General features: G+C 60.7%; 15 protein-coding genes. 13 read left to right on the top strand and 2 right to left on the bottom strand.

The genetic code is table 11. From position 1 onward, the window contains the following. Positions 1-98: 98 nt before the first annotated feature. The 7 genes from RQ865_RS02005 (at position 99) to RQ865_RS01975 (ending at position 10,387) form a co-directional block, all read left to right on the top strand. Entirely contained in the window at positions 99-515 is a 417-nt protein-coding gene (locus RQ865_RS02005; protein WP_311477018.1) for a Rieske (2Fe-2S) protein, read from the top strand. Positions 516-601: 86 nt separating this feature from the next. Then, positions 602-2,821 (top strand): 4-alpha-glucanotransferase, encoded by a 2,220-nt coding sequence (gene malQ / locus RQ865_RS02000; protein WP_311477017.1) that lies wholly within the window; start codon positions 602-604, stop codon positions 2,819-2,821. A 273-nt stretch (positions 2,822-3,094) separates the two neighbouring features. Further along, positions 3,095-4,111: an ABC transporter permease gene (locus RQ865_RS01995; protein ID WP_311477015.1), complete on the top strand. Its 1,017-nt coding sequence runs from the start codon at positions 3,095-3,097 to the stop codon at positions 4,109-4,111. Positions 4,112-4,116: 5 nt separating this feature from the next. After that, a complete protein-coding gene (locus tag RQ865_RS01990) occupies positions 4,117-5,082 on the top strand; it encodes an ABC transporter permease (RefSeq protein ID WP_311477013.1) in 966 nt (321 codons plus the stop codon). A 3-nt stretch (positions 5,083-5,085) separates the two neighbouring features. Continuing rightward, positions 5,086-7,251 carry an ABC transporter ATP-binding protein gene (locus RQ865_RS01985; RefSeq protein WP_311477011.1) on the top strand — a complete coding sequence of 722 codons (2,166 nt, stop codon included), beginning with the start codon at positions 5,086-5,088 and terminating at the stop codon, positions 7,249-7,251. Then, positions 7,248-8,972, top strand: coding sequence for an ABC transporter family substrate-binding protein (locus RQ865_RS01980; protein ID WP_311477010.1), 1,725 nt, complete (start codon positions 7,248-7,250; stop codon positions 8,970-8,972). The genes RQ865_RS01985 and RQ865_RS01980 overlap by 4 nt, the downstream gene beginning before the upstream one ends. Positions 8,973-9,598: 626 nt before the next feature. Further along, positions 9,599-10,387, top strand: coding sequence for a CPBP family intramembrane glutamic endopeptidase (locus RQ865_RS01975; protein WP_311477009.1), 789 nt, complete (start codon positions 9,599-9,601; stop codon positions 10,385-10,387). On the opposite strand, the gene RQ865_RS01970 is transcribed toward RQ865_RS01975, so the two are convergent. Continuing rightward, entirely contained in the window at positions 10,384-11,262 is an 879-nt protein-coding gene (locus tag RQ865_RS01970; protein ID WP_311477007.1) for a DUF559 domain-containing protein, read from the bottom strand. The genes RQ865_RS01975 and RQ865_RS01970 overlap by 4 nt on opposite strands. A gap of 391 nt (positions 11,263-11,653) precedes the next feature. Between RQ865_RS01970 and typA the strand changes: the two genes are divergently transcribed. From typA to RQ865_RS01945, 5 genes are all read left to right on the top strand, one after another. After that, a complete protein-coding gene (gene typA / locus RQ865_RS01965) occupies positions 11,654-13,567 on the top strand; it encodes a translational GTPase TypA (protein WP_311477004.1) in 1,914 nt (637 codons plus the stop codon). 2 nt (positions 13,568-13,569) lie between these two features. Continuing rightward, complete coding sequence (locus RQ865_RS01960) at positions 13,570-14,052, top strand: hypothetical protein (RefSeq protein WP_311477002.1); 483 nt, start codon at positions 13,570-13,572, stop codon at positions 14,050-14,052. Continuing rightward, on the top strand, positions 14,049-14,372 hold the full coding sequence (gene fdxA, locus RQ865_RS01955; protein ID WP_311477000.1) for a ferredoxin: 324 nt from the start codon (positions 14,049-14,051) through the stop codon (positions 14,370-14,372). Before RQ865_RS01960 ends, fdxA begins: the two co-directional genes overlap by 4 nt. A 232-nt stretch (positions 14,373-14,604) precedes the next feature. After that, positions 14,605-15,933, top strand: coding sequence for a citrate synthase (locus RQ865_RS01950; RefSeq protein ID WP_399521792.1), 1,329 nt, complete (start codon positions 14,605-14,607; stop codon positions 15,931-15,933). A 72-nt stretch (positions 15,934-16,005) separates the two neighbouring features. Further along, positions 16,006-17,298, top strand: a complete 1,293-nt coding sequence (locus RQ865_RS01945) for a hypothetical protein (RefSeq protein ID WP_311476999.1) — start codon at positions 16,006-16,008, stop codon at positions 17,296-17,298. Between the two features lie 131 nt (positions 17,299-17,429). Here RQ865_RS01945 and RQ865_RS01940 read toward each other — a convergent pair whose 3' ends face one another. Continuing rightward, positions 17,430-18,029 carry a superoxide dismutase gene (locus tag RQ865_RS01940; protein WP_311476997.1) on the bottom strand — a complete coding sequence of 200 codons (600 nt, stop codon included), beginning with the start codon at positions 18,027-18,029 and terminating at the stop codon, positions 17,430-17,432. A gap of 281 nt (positions 18,030-18,310) precedes the next feature. Here RQ865_RS01940 and RQ865_RS01935 point away from each other — a divergent pair, with 281 nt between their 5' ends. Continuing rightward, on the top strand, positions 18,311-18,481 hold the full coding sequence (locus tag RQ865_RS01935; protein WP_201517233.1) for a DUF3117 domain-containing protein: 171 nt from the start codon (positions 18,311-18,313) through the stop codon (positions 18,479-18,481). Positions 18,482-18,577: the final 96 nt, after the last annotated feature.

Below are 18,577 nucleotides of genomic sequence, written 5' to 3'. Positions count from 1 at the left end.
CGCGTGTTTACGCGGAAGCCACTCCCCGACTCCTAAACAGAGGTCCAAGTCGGGTGGTGAGGACGCGGGGCGGCGCGCGCGGGGCGTAGGGTGGATGCATGTCTGACACTCAGCCCACGCGTCGCGCATTCGTCCGCACCGTCGCTGCCGCTGGCGGTGGAGCCACCCTGACTGCATTCCTCGCAGCCTGTTCTGGCGATGGTGGCGGTACCACTGCCGAAACGCCCACACCCTTCGAACTTGCGGCCGCGCAGGTTCCGGTGGGCGGCGGCGTGGTGCTCGCCGAACACCGCGCGGTAGTCACCCAGCCCAGCGACGGCGAGTTCCACGCCTTCATCGCGATCTGCACCCACAAGCAGTGCCCACTCTCGTCGGTAGAACAGCGCGGTGCCTACTGTGCCTGCCACTCAAGCTATTTCGACATCACCACCGGTAGCCCCGTGGCAGGCCCCGCCCAGATAGCGCTGCCGGAACTGCCGGTAAAAGTCTCCGGCGACACCCTCCACATCGGTTAGCCCAAAACGACGCGCTACCAGGCGCCGCAGGTGCGGCCAGCCAGTGCATCCCGCCGATAGTTTGACCCGCCCGATAGGATTCGTTTGTGACGACCACGACCCCCAGCACCACACTCCGGCAACTGGCTGAGCGATACGGCGTTGCCACCTCGTATCACAACTGGCGTGGCGAGTTCGTCGAGGTGTCCGCTGAGACACTCAAGTCGGTACTCGCCGCACTCGACATCGACATCACCGACGAACACACCCTCGCCGCCGCGCTCCGCGCCGCCGACGAGCGGCCCTGGCGACACGGCGTGCCACCAACCACGATGGTTCGACAAGGCAACATTGGCGAGGTTGCCATCCATGTGCCTCACGGTGCCGCGGTAGAAACGGTTGCGCTGCTCGAATCTGGCGAGACGGTTGCCCTGCAACAGGTTGAGAATTGGCGGGAGCCGGCACGTATCGACGGTGTAGAGGTGGGCGAAGCAAGCTTCCGGATCCCCGACGATCTACCCCTCGGCTGGCACAAAATCCGAGCAACTATGGATGGTGATGCTGTCGTATCCGATCAGGCTGAAGTGTTGGGATACCGACTCGAACCTGACTCCCAGCTGGTTGCCACCGGTGCGTTGATCGTCGTGCCCGAACGTCCCGCAACCCAGCTCGATGCGCCGGTGTGGGGATTGATGACACAGCTCTACCAGCTGCGGTCGCGCCGGTCATGGTCGGTCGGTGACCTTGTCGATCTGCAAACGCTGGGATGCTGGGGCGCTGAACGCGATGCCGACTTTGTGCTGATCAACCCGGTGCACGCGCCAGCCCCGGTCACGCCTATCACCCCGTCGCCGTATCTGCCCACCACCCGCCAGTTCATCGACCCGAGCATTCTCAGCGTGGATGCCGTCATCGACGAGGTTGTCGGGGCCGCCGGTAAATCTTCGCTAGCAGAGGTGGTTGACACAGCGACGCTGCGTCAATTGAACGAGTGCACTCTGCGAGCTCGGTTGACGAACAATAGCAAGACGATTGACCGTGATCACGGTTGGCTCGCGAAGGTTGAAGCGCTGTGGCTGCTCTTTACCGCCGCGGTGCGTCTCGATCACGACCGCTGGCGGGCGTTTGGTGACTTCTGTGAGCAAGAGGCTGAGCCCTTAGTGAGCTTCGCCACCTGGTGCGTGCTCGCCGAACAGTTTGGTAGCGATTGGCGTGAGTGGCCCGAGGCGCTGCAAACTCCGCACTCGCCCGAGGTGGACGCATTTCGTCAGCACCATGCCCTGCGCGTACAGTTTTACGCCTGGCTGCAATTCGAGGCTCGACGGCAATCGATCGCCACCCAGAATGCGTTGCGTGGGGCCGGCATGTCGATCGGTGTGATGCGTGATCTGGCGGTGGGGGTTGCGGGTGCGGGTGCCGATGCGTGGGCGCTCGGCCCGGCGATGGCCCGGGGCGTCACTGTTGGCGCGCCGCCGGATGCGTTCAACCAGCTCGGCCAAAACTGGGGTCAGCCGCCGCTGCGTCCCGACTCGCTCTATCTGCAGGGCTATGAGCCGATGCGGGCGCTTTTACGCAATGCTTTTGCCGGAGCTGGGGCGCTGCGTATCGACCACATCCTCGGTTTTTTCCGGATGTGGTGGGTGCCAGACGGGGCGAGCGCGGATGCCGGCACCTATGTTGCTTACGACTATGACGCGATGCTCGGCGTGCTCCTGCTCGAGGCGGGTCGGGCTGGTGCGCTTGTGGTGGGAGAGGATCTCGGTGTTGTGTCGGATCTCACCCGCGAGCAGATGCAGCAGCGTCATGTTTACGGCACCCAGATTATGTGGTTTGAACGCGGCGAGCAGGGGCAGCCAAAACCACCGGAAGACTACCGAGTTGAGTGCCTGGCGACAGTCACCACTCACGATCTGCCACCCACCGCCGGCTATCTTGAACTCGCGCACGTGACGCTTCGCGACGAGCTGGGCCTGTACACCCGTCCGGTTGTTGAAGAGCGCGCCGAAGAGCAGGCGTGGGTTGAAGCGCATATTCATGCGCTCCAGCAGGAGGGGTTGGTTGGGGATGCGCCGACCACCGAGCAAGTGGTGCTGGGGCTGCATCGCCGTTTGGCCAGCGGTGCCGCGCGAATGTTTGGCGTATCGGTTGCAGATCTTGCCGGCGACCGTAGGGCGATTAACCAGCCCGGCACCGATTCGGAATATCCGAACTGGCGGCTGCCGCTATCGGATGCATCCGGTGCCACGGTGGGGCTGGAGGAGCTAACCGAGTCGGCTTATGCCGACGAGTTGGCGCGCGCATCGAGGCGCTCCGATGCGCTGCGGTAGGGGAGCAGCGCTGCTGCTGAAGGTTCGGGCAGCAGTGCAGACATTGACCGACTGCAACGCGAATGAACGCATTTTTGGTCAAGTTCGAGTAACATCGCCGGGGATCCGTTGTCGAGTACCTGCAAGGGTGCGGGTTTTCGGTAACAATTTGCACGTTGAGTCGGAGAACCCCACAACTCTCCGATAGCGTGAATCACTACTGATAATTCAATCCGAGTCCACACACAAGCCCCTCACCCGGGGTCCTGTCTCACAGTTAGGTCAAGATCCGAGATGGCACTGACAAAGTTCGTCCTGCGACGACTTGTCGGATACATCCTGTTGGCGTTTATCGCGACGTCGCTGACCTTCTTGTTGGCGCAAACCCTCTTGCACCCGCAGGAAGTCATGTATCCGCCGAACACCCAGGGCGGGAAACCGATTCCCCCCGAAGTTATGCAGGCGTACTTTGATGCGCGAAACATCAATCCGGATGTTTCGCTCTGGCAGCGCTACCTGAACTGGTTGGGCAACCTGTTCACCGCTCCGTGGGAAGAGAAGCTCGGCGTCACCACCGGTACCGACAAGAAGGCGCTGTGGGTGATCCCCGAGATGGGCACTCGTATCTGGATCTCGCTGCGGCTGGTGGTGCTCGGAACCTTTATCGGTGTGTTCCTGGGGATTGTGCTCGGTGCCTGGTCGGCCGTACGTCGCGGCTCGCTCTCCGATAAAACCATCTCAACCATCAGCTTCATCGTGTTGGCTCTGCCCACACCGGTGATCATTCTGTGCATCCAGGGCTTCAACCTGGCGATGGGGAACGCGATCGGCTTTAAATTCCCGTCAACGAACCCCGTCGACCCGTTGGCTGAGCCCGGCAGCTGGGAGTCAATCAGTTTCCAGATCAAGGCCATGGTGATGCCGACCATCGCGCTGGCAATCATGGGTATCGCCAGCTACTCGCGCTATATGAAGGTCACCACGCTGGATGTGTTGAGCGCCGACTACCTGCGCACCGCGCGTGCTAAGGGGCTCACCAAGGGCCAGGCGATGCGCCGCCACGGTTTCCGCATGGCGCTGATCCCGATGGGCCAGTACTTTGCTTTCGCACTCACCGGCGCGTTCGCCGGTTCGTTCTTCGTGGAGCGGCTGTTCAACTGGCAGGGTATTGGTTCGTGGGCGGTCACGCAGCTGCAGATCGGTGACATTAACGGCACTACCGGCGTGATGATTTACGGCGCCATTCTGGTGCTGCTCGCGGCAACACTTGCCGACTTCTTCCAGGCCGTCCTCGACCCGCGGATTCGGTGATCACAATGACCCAAGTACCACCAAACCTCCCCGCCGGCAGCGACTCGGAGTCGATGCTCGAAGCTGAGCAGGCAGACCTCGAACAGACCCAGGAAGTAATTGCTGCCGAAACCGGCAAGCCCACGCACGCGGCGAAGCGTTCGGCGCTCGTATGGCGTCGTTTCCGCCGTATGCCCTCAGCGTGGATTGGCATGAGCATCCTGCTGCTGCTCGCGCTGGCCGCGATCTTCATGCCGATGGTGTACCACTACACGCCGATCGAGTACGACTTCGCCAACCAGCTGAAACCGCCAAGCGCCTATCACTGGTTTGGCACCAACAGTCAGGGGCAAGACCTTTTTGCCCAGATTATGGTGGGGTTGCGGATCTCGCTGATCATTGGTTTTGCGACAGCGCTATTCGTGCTGTTCCTCTCGGTGCTATTTGGCACCCTCGCTGGCTATTTCGGCGGCGTGATCGACAAGGTCGTTGTGACCTTCATCAACTTCCTGCTGATCGTGCCCTCGCTGCTGCTGATGCTGCTGCTGAGCCCGTTCCTGCAGGGCGTGCACTGGATCCTCATGGTGCCGCTGCTCGGTGCATTCTCGTGGATGATTACCGCACGTGTGCTCCGCGCGCTCACCCAGAGCCTCGTCAACACCGAATATGTGCAGGCCGCGCGATTCATGGGTGTGCCGCACCACCGCATCATTCGCCGCCACATCATCCCCAATATTTCGTCGTGGATGATCATTGACACCACCCTCGGTGTTGGTGCCGCAGTGCTTGCCGAAACCGGCCTGTCGTTCCTGGGCTTCGGCATCCTCTACCCGAACTTTTCGCTCGGATCAGTGCTGCAGAACTACAACATCGCCCACCCGCACACGTGGGTCTTCGCGGCAGCAATCCTCGCGCTGCTCGTGATATCGATCAACATGGTCGGCGAAGCTCTTCGCGACGCGCTCGACCCGACCAGCGGACGGGGGCACTAAACCATGGCAAACACCAACACCGGATCGATCTTCACCAAGTCAATTCCCGTCGTCGACCGTACCGATGTGCTGCTTGACGTGCGCAACCTCAGCGTCTCGTTCAAGTCGGAAGCCGGTATCGTGCAGGCGGTTCGCAACCTCAGCTACCAGGTGCACCGCGGCGAATCGCTCGCTATCGTGGGTGAATCGGGCTCGGGTAAATCGGTTTCATCACTCGCGGTGATGGGGCTACTCGCCGACAACGCGATGGTCGAAGGCGAGATCCTCTTCAAAGGGGAAAACCTGCTCCGAAATAACGATCGCCAGCTATCGGCGCTGCGCGGTGAGCAGATCTCGATGGTCTTCCAAGATCCGCTATCGGCACTGACGCCGGTTTACCGCATCGGCGACCAGATCGCCGAGGTGATTCTGGCGCATCACGATGTGTCAAAATCGGCCGCACGCAAACGCGCCGTCGATCTGCTAGATGCGGTGGGCATCCCCAACCCGAAGCTTCGCGCACAGTCGTTCCCGCACGAGTTCTCGGGCGGTATGCGGCAGCGTGCCATGATCGCGATGGCGATTGCCAACGAACCCGACCTTATCATCGCCGACGAGCCCACCACCGCACTCGATGTGACCATTCAGGCACAGGTGATGGAACTGCTCAAGATGGCGCAAGACATCACCGGTGCCGCAACCGTGCTCATCACGCACGACCTCGGCGTGGTGAGTGGCTTCGCCGATCGCGTGATGGTGATGTACGCAGGTAAGGCCGTCGAGTTCGGTGACGTGCACTCGCTGTACGAATCGCCCCGGATGCCGTACACGGCGGGACTGCTTGCATCCATTCCGCGCGCCGACCGGCTCGTGCACGAACCGCTGACACCGATCGAGGGGTCGCCGCCGTCACTCGTGAACCTGCCCACCGGCTGCCCGTTCGCGGCGCGCTGCCCAATCGCCACCGATCTGTGCCACACCGAAGAACCGCAGCTCACCGGCACTGACAAGCCGGGCATCCTGGCGGCCTGCCACCACAGCGACCAGCTTGTTGGCGGACAAGAAATTTTTAAGCGCCCCGAAGCCCCCGAACAGACACTCACCGCGCCCCGCGAGGAGCGCGCCTCGGTGCTCGAACTCGACAGCGTTGAGCGTGTGTTTCCAATCACCAAGGGTGCGCTTGTGAAACGCAAGCTTGGCGAGGTACACGCGGTCGACCAAGCCAGTTTTGACATCCGTGAGGGTGAAACGCTCGCGCTGGTGGGTGAGTCGGGCTCTGGTAAGACCACGACCATCCTCGAAGTGATGCAGCTCAAAGCCCCCCAGGCTGGCACCATCAAGATTGACGGCCGGGATGTGGGCGAACTGAACCGGCGCGAGCGGCTGGCGCTACGCAGCGATATGGGCATCGTGTTCCAAGACCCGATGGCCTCGCTCGACCCGCGCATGCCCATCGGTGACATCCTGCGCGAGCCGATGGAAGTGCAAAACTACACAGATAAGCAGATGGAAGAGCGTGTCGACTGGCTGCTGCGCACCGTCGGGCTGCTGCCCGAGCACGCCGACCGATACCCGCAGGAATTCTCGGGCGGTCAGCGTCAGCGCATCGGTATCGCCCGCGCACTCGCCTGTGAACCGCGCTTCATCGTGCTCGACGAACCGGTGTCAGCGCTTGACGTGTCGATCCAGGCCGGCGTGATCAACCTGCTCGACGAACTCAAGCACCGGCTGGGGCTCAGCTACCTGTTTGTGTCGCACGATCTGTCGGTGGTTGCGCATATCGCCGACCGGGTTGCCGTGATGTACCTCGGCCGCATCGTTGAACTTGGCTCGACCGACGAGATCTTCAGCGAGGGAATCAACCACCCATACACACGGGCGCTGCTTTCGGCGGTACCGATTCCCGACCCCGAGATTGAACGCAAACGTGAACGCATCGTGCTTGAAGGCGACCTGCCTTCGCCAACTGAGCGCCCCACCGGATGCCGTTTTGTGAGCCGCTGCTACATCTATCAGCATCTGCTCGATGAGCAGCAGCGCCGGCGTTGTAGTGACGAAGTTCCCGAGCTCGACCGGCTCGGCGCCCGCGACCACGCCATCGCCTGTTTTTACCCAGAGCACACTGACACGTATATTCCCCCTAAGCGAAAACTGAATATCGATTCCACCTCACAAGGAGAAACCGAATGAAGAAGCGAATTTTGACCGGTGTTGCTGCAGCGACGGCACTGGCTCTCGCACTGACCGGTTGTGCTCGGGCCGATGAAGACCCGAACAACACTCAGGCCGGCGGCGACCACATCGCAGCCGACCTGAACGAGATGAACGCTCAGCCCGAGGAGAACCTCGGTGAGGGCGGCACGCTCCGGCTGTACAACAACGCCTTCCCGGCGAACTTCAACACCTCGACGGCTGACGGTAACGAGCGGAACACCAGAGAGATCATGGATGCCGTTTACCCCAGCCTGTACAAGTACACCGCTGACGGTCAGGTGATCCCGAACGAGCTCTACGCCAAGCGCATCGAGCAGACCAACGAGTCGCCTCAGACCTTTGAAATCGAGCTGGTCGAGGGCAATAAGTGGTCGGATGGCACACCTATCGACTGGAAGTCGATCAAGAACACCTTCGACGCCATGGTCAACGAGGAGTTCAACGTCGCTTCGCGTGAAGGTTTCGACCGCGTCGAAAAGGTTGAGAAGGGTGACAACGACTACACCGCAGTCGTCACCTTCAAGGAAGGCGAAGTCTACGCCGACTGGATCGGCCTGGCAGGCGTCATGCCCGACCAGCTCGTTGAGTCGGCCAAGGAGTTCAACGAGGGCTGGGTGAGCGGCCCCAAGGTGACCGCCGGCCCGTACACGATCGACAAGATCGACTCGGCCAACAAGTCGGTTACCCTCAAGCCTGACGAGAACTGGACCGGCGCGCGCAAGGCCAAGCTTGACCGCATCTCGTTCCAGACCATCGAAGACCCGGCTGCTGCCGCTACCTCGTTCAACGGTGGCCAGCTTGACGTGATCGACGCCTCGAACCTCGCGATCTACTCGGTTGTCGAGCCCGAGACCGGTGAGGGCACCGACTTCGAAATCCGTAAGGCCGCTGGCCCGAGCTGGAGCCACTTCACCCTGAACGGTAAGGAAGGGTACATTCTCGAAGACCAGAACCTGCGTCAGGCATTCGCCTACGCCATCGACCGTAAGTCGATCTTCCAGGCTGTGAACGGCACCCTGCCCTACCCGAGCGGCATGGCTGACGACCTGCTCGGCAACCACATGCTCGTGCAGAACCAGGACGGCTACAAGAACTTCGCCGGCGAATACGGCACCGCAAACGTCGAGAAGGCCAAGGAGCTCATCGAGAAGTCGGGATGGATCATGGGTAACGACGGTTACTACCAGAAGGACGGCAAGACCCTCGAGATTCGCTACGTCTACAACGCTGGTTCGACCGTTAACGGCACCATCGCCCCTATCGCTACCGAGAACCTCAAGGCAGCCGGTATGAAGCTGAAGGTCGAGCAGGTTCCGCCGACCGACCTGTTCTCAAAGTACGTCATCCCCGGTGACTACGACATGACCCTGTTCGGCTGGAACGGTAACCCGTTCGTGACCTCGGGCGTGTCGATCTGGCGCACCGACGGTGAGCAGAACTTCTCGAGTGTCGGTACCGAAGAGATCGATGGTCTGCTCGACGAACTGCAGCGCACCACCGACCTCGACAAGCAGACCGAACTGCTCAACCAGATCGACGAGAAGCTGTGGCCGGTCATGGGTAACCTGCCCCTGTACCAGTCGTACGACTTCATCGTGACCCCGAAGGACCTCGCTAACTACGGCGCTCCCGGTTTCGAGAGCGTTGACTGGACCCTCGTTGGTTACGTGAAAGACTCGCCGAAGCTTAAGGGCTAGGCTGACTGTCTAACCTCCGGGGCTGGTGGCGCGCGTATTGCGCCACCAGCCCCGGTTCGTTTCCGAGCCGCTCTCGGCAGGCCTGGTTAGTTTCCGGGTGCCGCTCTCAGCAGGCTGGTGTCGTGACCCGCATCCCGGGCGCCGAATCCCCACCGCGAGTATCCGGACTCCTCACCCCCAACCGTCCGGCGCAGCCCCGCCGACCGGCGCAGCACCGCGGCCGCATCCCGCCCGCCTCTCCACATCGCATCCCGACACCACCCGGACGACCGACTCCGCGTCCCTGCCCCTTGCCCCCAGCCGTCTGGCACCGCATCCCCGCGCCGTATCCCACCCGCCTCCTTCACCTCACCGCCGCCCGCCTGACCGCCGCCCACCTCACCGCCGCCCACCTCACCGCCCCCGCCTCACCGCCCCCGCCTCACCAACTTTGGCCAGATAGCGGTTGATGTGGGGATATCTGCATAACGACAGCTCAATGACCAAAGTTGGTGCGAGGGTGAGCAAGGATCCTACCGTTCGGACGGTTCCAGCCTCCGGAAGCCTCATCGAAACGAAGGCGCCGAGGACCGCTACGGGGCATGCCTGGTCGATAGCGTCGCCGGCATTCGGCCTAGGATGCATGCATGGTCTCCACACGCACGCGCCTTCACTGGGAGATCTGGATCGTGTTGGCGTTGGCGATCCTGCCATCGTCTGTCTCCGCCATAGTCGCCCTGCTTGAGACATCATTGCAGCACGCGACGCCTGGCGATGGTGTCCAGCAAATTAACCCCGCGACCAGCACATTTCCGATTGTCGATCTGTTACGTCGGCTCAACTGGATCGCCACATCGCTCGCTCCGGTCGCGCTCGCAATCTGGCTGCTGTGGACCCGATACGAATCGGGGTTCCACCGCTTGGGTATCGATTGGCGAGGCCCTCGGCAGCTGGGTCGCGATTGCATCCGCGGCGTTGCGCTCGCCGCAGTTATCGGCATCCCCGGTCTTGCGCTCTATGCGGTTTCCAGGCTCGTGGGCGTGACGCCTCAGGTAGTGACATCTGACACCAGCCTCACGGCCACGCAGGTCGCACTGCTCGTGGTGGCAGCGCTGAGAGCAGCACTGCTTGAAGAGATTGTGGTTGTTGGCTACCTCACTGTGCGGTTGCAGGTGCTCGGATGGTCGATGTGGAGCATCCTAGCGGTATCCGCACTTTTGCGCGGGTCGTACCACCTGTATCAGGGCGTCGGAATGGCGCTCGGTAACGTCGTAATGGGAGTGCTGTTTGCGTGGCTATTTTTGCGCGGTTCGCGAAGTGACACGTTCGCGAACCGCCAGCGGTTGGCCCCGCTGGTTATCGCGCATTTCACACTCGATTGCGTTGCGTTCTTGGGGTACCCGCTCGCTGTGGCGCTCTGGCCAGATCTCTTCTAGGCGGTGTGTTCGACCGGTCTTCGCAGATGCCAACGGTGCCTGACAAATGACAGTATCCGCTCGAGTGTTGCGGCCCATTCGTGCACTACGTGTCGATAGGTGAGCCGCATCACCACATATCCTCGCGAGACGGCGATTTGGTCGGCATCTCGGTCATTATGGAAGGCTTCGGGGCGGTCATGATGCTCGCGCCCGTCGGTCTCGATCAGTAGTGACCGGCCGATTTTCATGTCGTAGCGGCGGGCTCCGCGAACGGGCCACTGTGTGGTCAGCTTGATGCGAAGCGCTCGCAATCGGGCGCGCAGTAGCGACTCGAGTCCCGAATCGGATGCGACATCGCTGTATTGCAGCACCCGTCGCCCCTTGCGGCCAGATTGTTCGCAAATCTCTACGAAAGTTTCATAGTCGAGTAGCTGTTCACGAATGAGGCTGTCTCCAATAGCCACGAGCTCGTCAATTGGTTGACATTCGAAGCAGGTGAGGTATGCCGCGGCTACGTTATCCACGACCACCTGGGTTGCGTTTGCGAGTCGTGGTTCACGGTGTATGCACACATTTTTCGTGCGGCGGATGCGGTGCTTGCGGTCGACGCGCACATGCAGCCGACGGTCGTGCGCACGCCAGGCGCCACGCGGCTGCAGCGCTGACGGGCCGGTGAGTGAGCCTCCGGCCACGCGGGCTCGGATGATATCTGGATGCGCATTTGCAAGTGCATACCATCCATATGCGGGTCGAATCAGGGTGCCGTTGGCAACGAGACGCTTGAGCCGGTGCGGTGAGATTCCGGCGTGCAACAACCATTTGCGGCGTGCGGTGCCTCCGCAGCGCTGCAGTAGGTCGTTGGCCTCTGGGGAGAGTGCTGCATCACGAAACATGTGAGCAGTGAACTCGAACTACGGCTTTACGGTGGTTGGGCGCGAGGATTCTGTGGATAGGTGACTTTTCACAGGTGCTGTGGGCTGCCGCAGTTACGGTGCCGGTGATTCTGGCTTCTGCGTGTTAGCAGTCGGCAATGGTTCGCACCGCACCAACTTTGGCCACCCAGCTGCTGTTGTGCAGCTATCTGCACAGCAGCACGTATGTGGCCAAAGTTGGTGGGGAGGGGGTGGTGTGAACGGTGCGGCGCGGGCGGGATGCCGGGGCGACGGAGCATTGGTGGTGACGGTGGGGTGAACGCGTATGGTCAGGGTGGCGGCTGTCTCGGTTGGCAGCCATTGGTCGTACAATTGAGATTCCGCCGAGTTCGATTGCAAAGGCACCTCTCATATGACCACAACCCTCGCTCACCGAAACGACATTCGTAACGTTGCCATCGTCGCTCACGTTGACCACGGAAAAACCACGCTCGTGGATGCGATGCTGAAGCAGACCCACACCTTCGGTGAGCACTCGTCACACGAAAACGACGATCGGGTGATGGACTCGGGCGATCTTGAGCGCGAGAAGGGCATCACGATTCTCGCGAAAAACACCGCCATTCGCTACAAGGGCGAGCACGCTGATGGTGAAGAGGTCATCATCAACGTCGTCGACACCCCCGGCCACGCCGACTTCGGTGGCGAGGTTGAGCGAGCGCTCTCGATGGTTGATGGTGTGGTGCTGCTGGTTGACTCGGCCGAGGGTCCCATGCCGCAAACTCGCTTTGTGCTGCGCAAGGCGCTCGAAGCGAAACTGCCGGTGATCCTGCTGGTGAATAAGACCGACCGACCCGATGCCCGCATTCCCGAGGTGGTGGGCGAGGCGCAAGATCTCTTGCTCGGTATCGCCGGCGATCTCAGTGACACGGTGCCCGATCTCGACATTGATGCGCTGCTCGAGCTGCCCGTGCTCTACGCTTCGGGGCGAGCTGGGGTTGCCTCGATTAGCGAGCCGGCAAACGGTGAGCTTCCCGATAGCGACAACCTTGAGCCGTTGTTCAACGCGATTCTCGAGCATATTCCGGCCCCCACCTATGACGCCGATGCGCCGCTGCAGGCGCATGTCACGAACCTCGACTCGTCGCCGTTCCTTGGTCGTATCGCGCTGCTGCGTATTCACAACGGCACGCTGCGTAAGGGTGCGACGGTGGCCTGGGTGCATGATGGTGAGACTCATAGTGTGCGCATCACCGAGATGATGGAGACGATCGGGCTTGAGCGCGTTCCCGCCCAGGAGGCGGGCCCCGGCGACATTATTGCGATTGCCGGTATTGACGACATCATGATTGGTGACACGATTGCCGATCCCGAGGATGTGCGTCCACTGCCGACGATTACGGTGGATGAACCGGCGATTTCGATGACGATTGGCACGAACACTTCGCCACTGGTTGGCAAGGTGAAAGGTCACAAGCTCACTGCCCGCATGGTGAAGGAGCGTCTTGATCGCGAGCTGATTGGTAATGTCTCGCTGCGAGTGCTCGATATTGGTCGCCCGGATGCTTGGGAGGTGCAGGGCCGCGGTGAGTTGGCGCTGTCGATCTTGATTGAGAATATGCGTCGTGAGGGTTTCGAACTTACTGCTGGTAAGCCGCAGGTGGTCACGAAAGAGATCGACGGTAAGAAGCACGAACCGTTTGAGCAGACGACGATTGATGTTCCGGAGGAGTTTCTCGGGGCGATCACGCAGCTGATGGCGGCGCGTAAGGGTCAGCTTGAGAGTATGGAGAACCACGGCACCGGTTGGGTGCGGATGGAGTTTTTGGTGCCGTCGCGGGGGTTGATTGGTTTCCGTAGCGAGTTCATGACGCTCACGAAGGGCACGGGTATCGCGAACTCGATTGCTGCTGGTTATCGGCCGTGGGCTGGGCAGATTCAGTCGCGTGTGAACGGTTCGATTGTGGCCGACCGGGCTGGTGTTGCCACGCCGTTCGCGATGATTGGGCTGCAAGAGCGCATGTCGTTCTTCATCGATCCGACCGATGAGGTGTACGAGGGCATGGTGATTGGTGAAAACACTCGTGCTGATGACATGGATGTGAACATCACCAAAGAGAAGAAGCTGACGAATATGCGCTCGGCCACTGCTGACGAGTTTGAGAAGCTTACGCCGCCGCGTCACCTGACGCTGGAGGAGTCGCTTGAGTTTGCTCGGGAAGATGAGTGCGTTGAGGTGACTCCCGAGAAGGTGCGTATCCGCAAGGTGGTGCTCGATGGTACGGCTCGCGCCCGTGCTGCAGCGCGGGCGAAGCGCGAGGGGTAGTGATGGTGCAGTCTGCGGGTGCACTCAACTGGAAATCGGTGTTGGAGGTGGCGCTGACGTCGCTGGCATATTTGCTCTTTGGTGCAATGGCCGCGACCATCGGCACGTTTGCTCACCGCACCCGGTTTTTTGTGGGCGAGTTTCCGGTGTGGATTGGTTGCATCGGGGCTGTGGCGGCGGTGCTGTTGATCGCGGTCGGTTTGCGCTGGTATCTAGATGAGTGGACGCCGTCGCTGATGTTCTTTCTGGGCGTGGTGTTGACGGTGTTCTTGTATTCGACGCCGGGGCCGGGCCGATCGGTGCTCTTCCCGGCGGGAGAATTGACTGGGCCGGCGCTGTGGTGGCTGTATGGTGCTGCGTTGGTTGCGGGCTTGCCGTTGCTGGTGCCGAAGATCCGTCAGCGCAACATGGATGCGCGCCGGAGCTCGGTGCGTGCGGGTACAGTTGAGACCGCGTCCGTGAATGAAAAGGAGTCTGCATCGTGACCTACGTAATTGCGCTTCCGTGTGTTGATGTGAAAGACCGTGCGTGCGTCGATGAGTGTCCGGTTGACTGCATCTATGAGGGTGAGCGGATGCTCTACATTCACCCGGATGAGTGCGTTGATTGTGGTGCCTGCGAGCCGGTTTGCCCGGTGGAAGCGATCTACTACGAGGATGACTTGCCGGAGGAGTGGTCAGACTACTACCGCGCGAATGTTGATTTCTTTGCCGAGATTGGTTCACCGGGTGGCGCTGCGAAGCTCGGCCCACAGACCTTTGATGACAAGATGATTGCCGAGCTACCTGCCGGGGTGAACGACTAGCTGCTGGTTTTTGAAGTGTGTCTGGGCGCGGCCGAGTTGGCTGCGCCCACCGCGTTTGTGGTTGGTCGGTGCGGTTTTCGCCAGCATAACTTGTAGTGAACGGCAATCACTCACGCTGCCGGGTTGTAGTCGCACGCAATGGTCATAGTTGCCCGTTAGGGTAGGAGGTGTGGCTGCCGCGCGAACGGTGTTGTGGTGGCTCCGCAACACGACAAATCCATGAGGAGGATCCGTGAGCGATCAGCAAGATTCGGTGCAAAACGCGCAGCAGGTCGCGACTTTCACTTTCCCCGGTGGCTCGGCAGAGTTGCCGATTATCCGGGCAGTTGATGGCCGTGATGCAGTGGACATGTCGACGTTCACTAAGCAGACCGGCCTTACCGGCCTCGACTATGGCTTTGTGAACACCTCGTCGACGCGCAGTGAGATCACATTCATCAATGGCGATGAGGGTGTGCTGCGGTATCGGGGTTACCCGATTGAGCAGCTGGCGGAGCACTCGACTTTCCTTGAGGTTGCCTATCTGCTCATCTATGGCGAGTTGCCCATCGAAACTGAATACGAGCAATTCACCACCCGTATCTCGCGGCACACACTGCTGCACGAGGATGTCAAGAAGCTCTTTGATGCCCTGCCGTACTCGGCGCATCCGATGTCGGTGCTTTCGAGTGCGGTGGCCGCGCTCGCGACGTACTACGAAGACACACTCGATGTGCACAACCCCGAGTATGTCGATCTCAACACTGTGCGGCTGCTGGCGAAACTGCCGGTGATTGCTGCCTACGCGCACAAGAAGTCGGTTGGGCAGGCCTTTTTGTATCCCGACAATTCGCTGTCGTTTGTTGACAACTTTTTGAAGCTCAACTTTGGTAACTACGCCGAAGAGTATGTGGTGAACCCGGTGCTGTCGAAAGCCCTCGACCGGCTGCTGATCCTGCACGCCGACCACGAGCAGAACGCTTCGACCTCGACTGTGCGCCTGGTCGGTTCGACCGAAGCGAACCTGTATGCCTCGGTGTCGGCCGGTATTTCGGCGTTGTTTGGGCCACTGCACGGTGGCGCCAACGAGGCGGTGCTGAACATGCTCGCCGGCATTGTTGAATCGGGCCAGGGTGTGAGCCGCTTCGTGGAGCGCGTGAAGAACAAAGAAGACGGTGTGCGCCTGATGGGCTTTGGGCACCGCGTCTACAAGAGTTACGACCCGCGTGCGAAGCTGGTGAAGCAGTCGGCCGACGAGGTGCTCGAGGCGTTGGGCGTGCACGACCCGCTGCTTGAAGTTGCGGTTGAGCTCGAGCAGGTGGCACTCAACGACGAGTATTTTCAGTCGCGTCGGCTCTATCCGAACGTCGATTTCTACACCGGCATTATTTACAAGGCGATGGGTTTCCCGACACGCATGTTCACGCCGCTATTTGCCATCGGCCGGCTTCCCGGCTGGATTGCGCAGTGGCGTGAACAGAACGTCGACCCGAAGTCGAAAATCGGTCGTCCGCAGCAGCTCTACACCGGGTCGGCTAAGCGCGACTATCCGGAAGGTCGCGACTTTTCAACGCACAGCTAGCGCTCGCCGCCGTAGGATGACATTACCGCTGCGTTTGAAGCAGCGGCATCAATGACGAGAGGAATAAACCGGATGAGCGTGCGCGCCTCAATACCGACACTGCCGGCGCGTGTCTTGCATCCCGCTATTGACCCGAATGACTATCCGATTGGCAGTCGACGAAATGCAATCGGGCAGACATTGCTGCGGCTGCCGGTGTGGGCGCAGCTGACGATCCTCTACGTGTTGTCGCGCATCGTCACCACGGTATTCATGCTCTGGTTTGCGAGTCGGCAAACTGATACCTGGCAGATTGCCGCTGAGCCCGACTATTTCTCGTTTGCGAATATTTGGGATGCGGCCTGGTATCGCAGAATTGCGGGCACCGGCTATCCCGACACACTGCCCGTCAACGAGCTGGGAGCGGTCACCGAGAACGCCTGGGCGTTTATGCCCGTGTACCCCTTCCTGGTGCGCGGTATCAGTGTTGTGACGACGCTGCCGTTTGATGTGGTGTCGGTGCTGGTTTCGCTGGCGGCGGGGTTGGCGACCTGCTTCGCGTTCCACCGACTGATGCGGTATTTCTTGAGCCCCGGAGCGTCACTGATCGCGGTGAGCCTGGTGCTTTTCGGACCGATCTCGCCGCTGTTTCAAGTGGGTTATGCCGAGGCGTTGCATTTTTGGATGCTCTGCCAGCTGCTGATTGATTTGCGTGAGCGTCGCTGGCTGGCGATGATGCCACTGATTGCGGTGGCGTCGCTGACTCGGCCGACTGGGCTCGCTTGGGCGTTCACCATGCTGCTGGTGATCCTCAACCGTTACTACAGCCAGCATGTGCGCCGTACTGAACGTTTTAGCTCACAGGAGCAGCTGCACGCCTGGGCTGCCGCGGTGTTCTCGGGAGTCATGGGGCTTGCCTGGCTGATTATTTGCGGCATTGTCACCGGGCGACCGCTTGGTTATCTCGACACCGAGCACGCCTGGCGCAACCACTACACCGGTGGCGCAGATACACCGCCATTTACACCGTGGCTCCACGCCGGTAGGTTCTGGCTCGATCAACCCAATGGCACGCTCATTGTGTTCGCCATGATCCTCGTGGTGGCTCTGGCAGTTGTGTGGCTTGGGGCGCCACTGATGCAGCGCTTCGGGGCCGAGATTACCGCGTGGGGGATTGCCTATTTCTCGTATATTCTGGCGGTGTTTTTCCCACAGTCGTCGACGTTCCGGATGCTTTTCCCGATGTTCCCGGCGGTGGCCGGGCCACTGGCACTGCCGCAGTCGCCGGTCTATCGGGTGCTGATATTCTCGGGCGGCATAATCGCGCAGTTGCTGTGGCTGCGGTTCATGTGGTTTGTTGATCCGCACGATTGGACGGCTCCCTAAACGACGAACGTCCCCAAATGAGCTGCTGTTCAGCGGGATTGCTCGGTGGCCGGATGATGCGCGCAGGCGCAGAAAAAGCGGTGTGCCCCGGCAAGATATGCCCGGGCGCACCGCTTCTCGTTGGTGGTGAACTATGCGGCGGTGGCTGCGTCGAGGCGCTCAGCCACGTTCTTCCAGTTGACGATGTTCCAGAAGGCCTTGACGTAGTCGGGCTTGACGTTCTGGTAGTCGAGGTAGAACGCGTGCTCCCACATGTCGAGCATGAGCAGCGGGGTGACACCGAAGGGTACGTTGCCCTGCTGGTCGAACAGCTGGAAGGTCGAAATGTTGCCGGTTGCGTTATCGCGACCGAGCACGGCCCAGCCTGAGCCCTGGATGCCGAGCGCGGCAGCGGTGAACTGCGCTTGGAACTTCTCGAGCCCACCGAACTCGTTGTCGAGCAGATCTTTAATTGATCCGGCAGGTGCCTCGTAGTCGGGGGTGAGGTTCGTCCAGAAGATCGAGTGATTGTTCACGCCGCCGACGTTGAAAGCGAGGTCTTTTTCGAGGCGGTTGATGTTGGCGAAGTCACCCTTGTCGCGAGCTTCAGCTAGCTGCTCGAGTGCGGTGTTCGCCCCCTTCACGTAGGTGGCGTGGTGTTTGGAGTGGTGCAGCTCCATGATTTTTGCCGAAATGTGCGGCTCGAGTGCCGAATAGTCGTACGGGAGGTCGGGGAGAGTAAATTCTGCCATCGTCATTCCTTTCGCATGGGGCGTCTGCCTCATCCATCCCGGCATACTCAACGGCGCCGGGCATACGTGCCAATGTATCCGGTGTGAATGTGTGCAACCCGAACGTACTCTTGCTATTGCAGTGTCGAAACACCTCCGGCCAGCTGTGGGGTCGACCATGCTGGAGACGGAGATTTGCTTGATGCTCAGCGTGCATCAGGTGCCAAGTGGCCGCACCGGGCAACCCGGGAAATAGCCCGGTAGAATGGTTCGTGGAAGAAGACCAAACAGGAGGCAACGATATGGCTGCGATGAAGCCGCGCACCGGTGACGGCCCGATGGAGGCTGTTCGCGAAGGTCGACTGATCATTGTTCGTGTACCGCTGGAAGGCGGCGGGCGACTGGTCGTGTCGGTGAACGACGACGAAGCAAAGGAACTTGCCACAGCGCTGGGTTCGGCACTCGAGTCGTAGTCTGGCTCTGACTGCAGCGCGGCGGGCTCACACTGGCGGTGCGGGTTCCGCTGCACTGTTTTTCTCGGTAGCGTGGGCGTCTTGGTAGTGCAGGGC

Source organism: uncultured Gulosibacter sp., from assembly GCF_963509965.1.
Classification (GTDB): domain Bacteria; phylum Actinomycetota; class Actinomycetes; order Actinomycetales; family Microbacteriaceae; genus Gulosibacter.
This window is presented reverse-complemented; position numbering and strand designations above follow the sequence as displayed.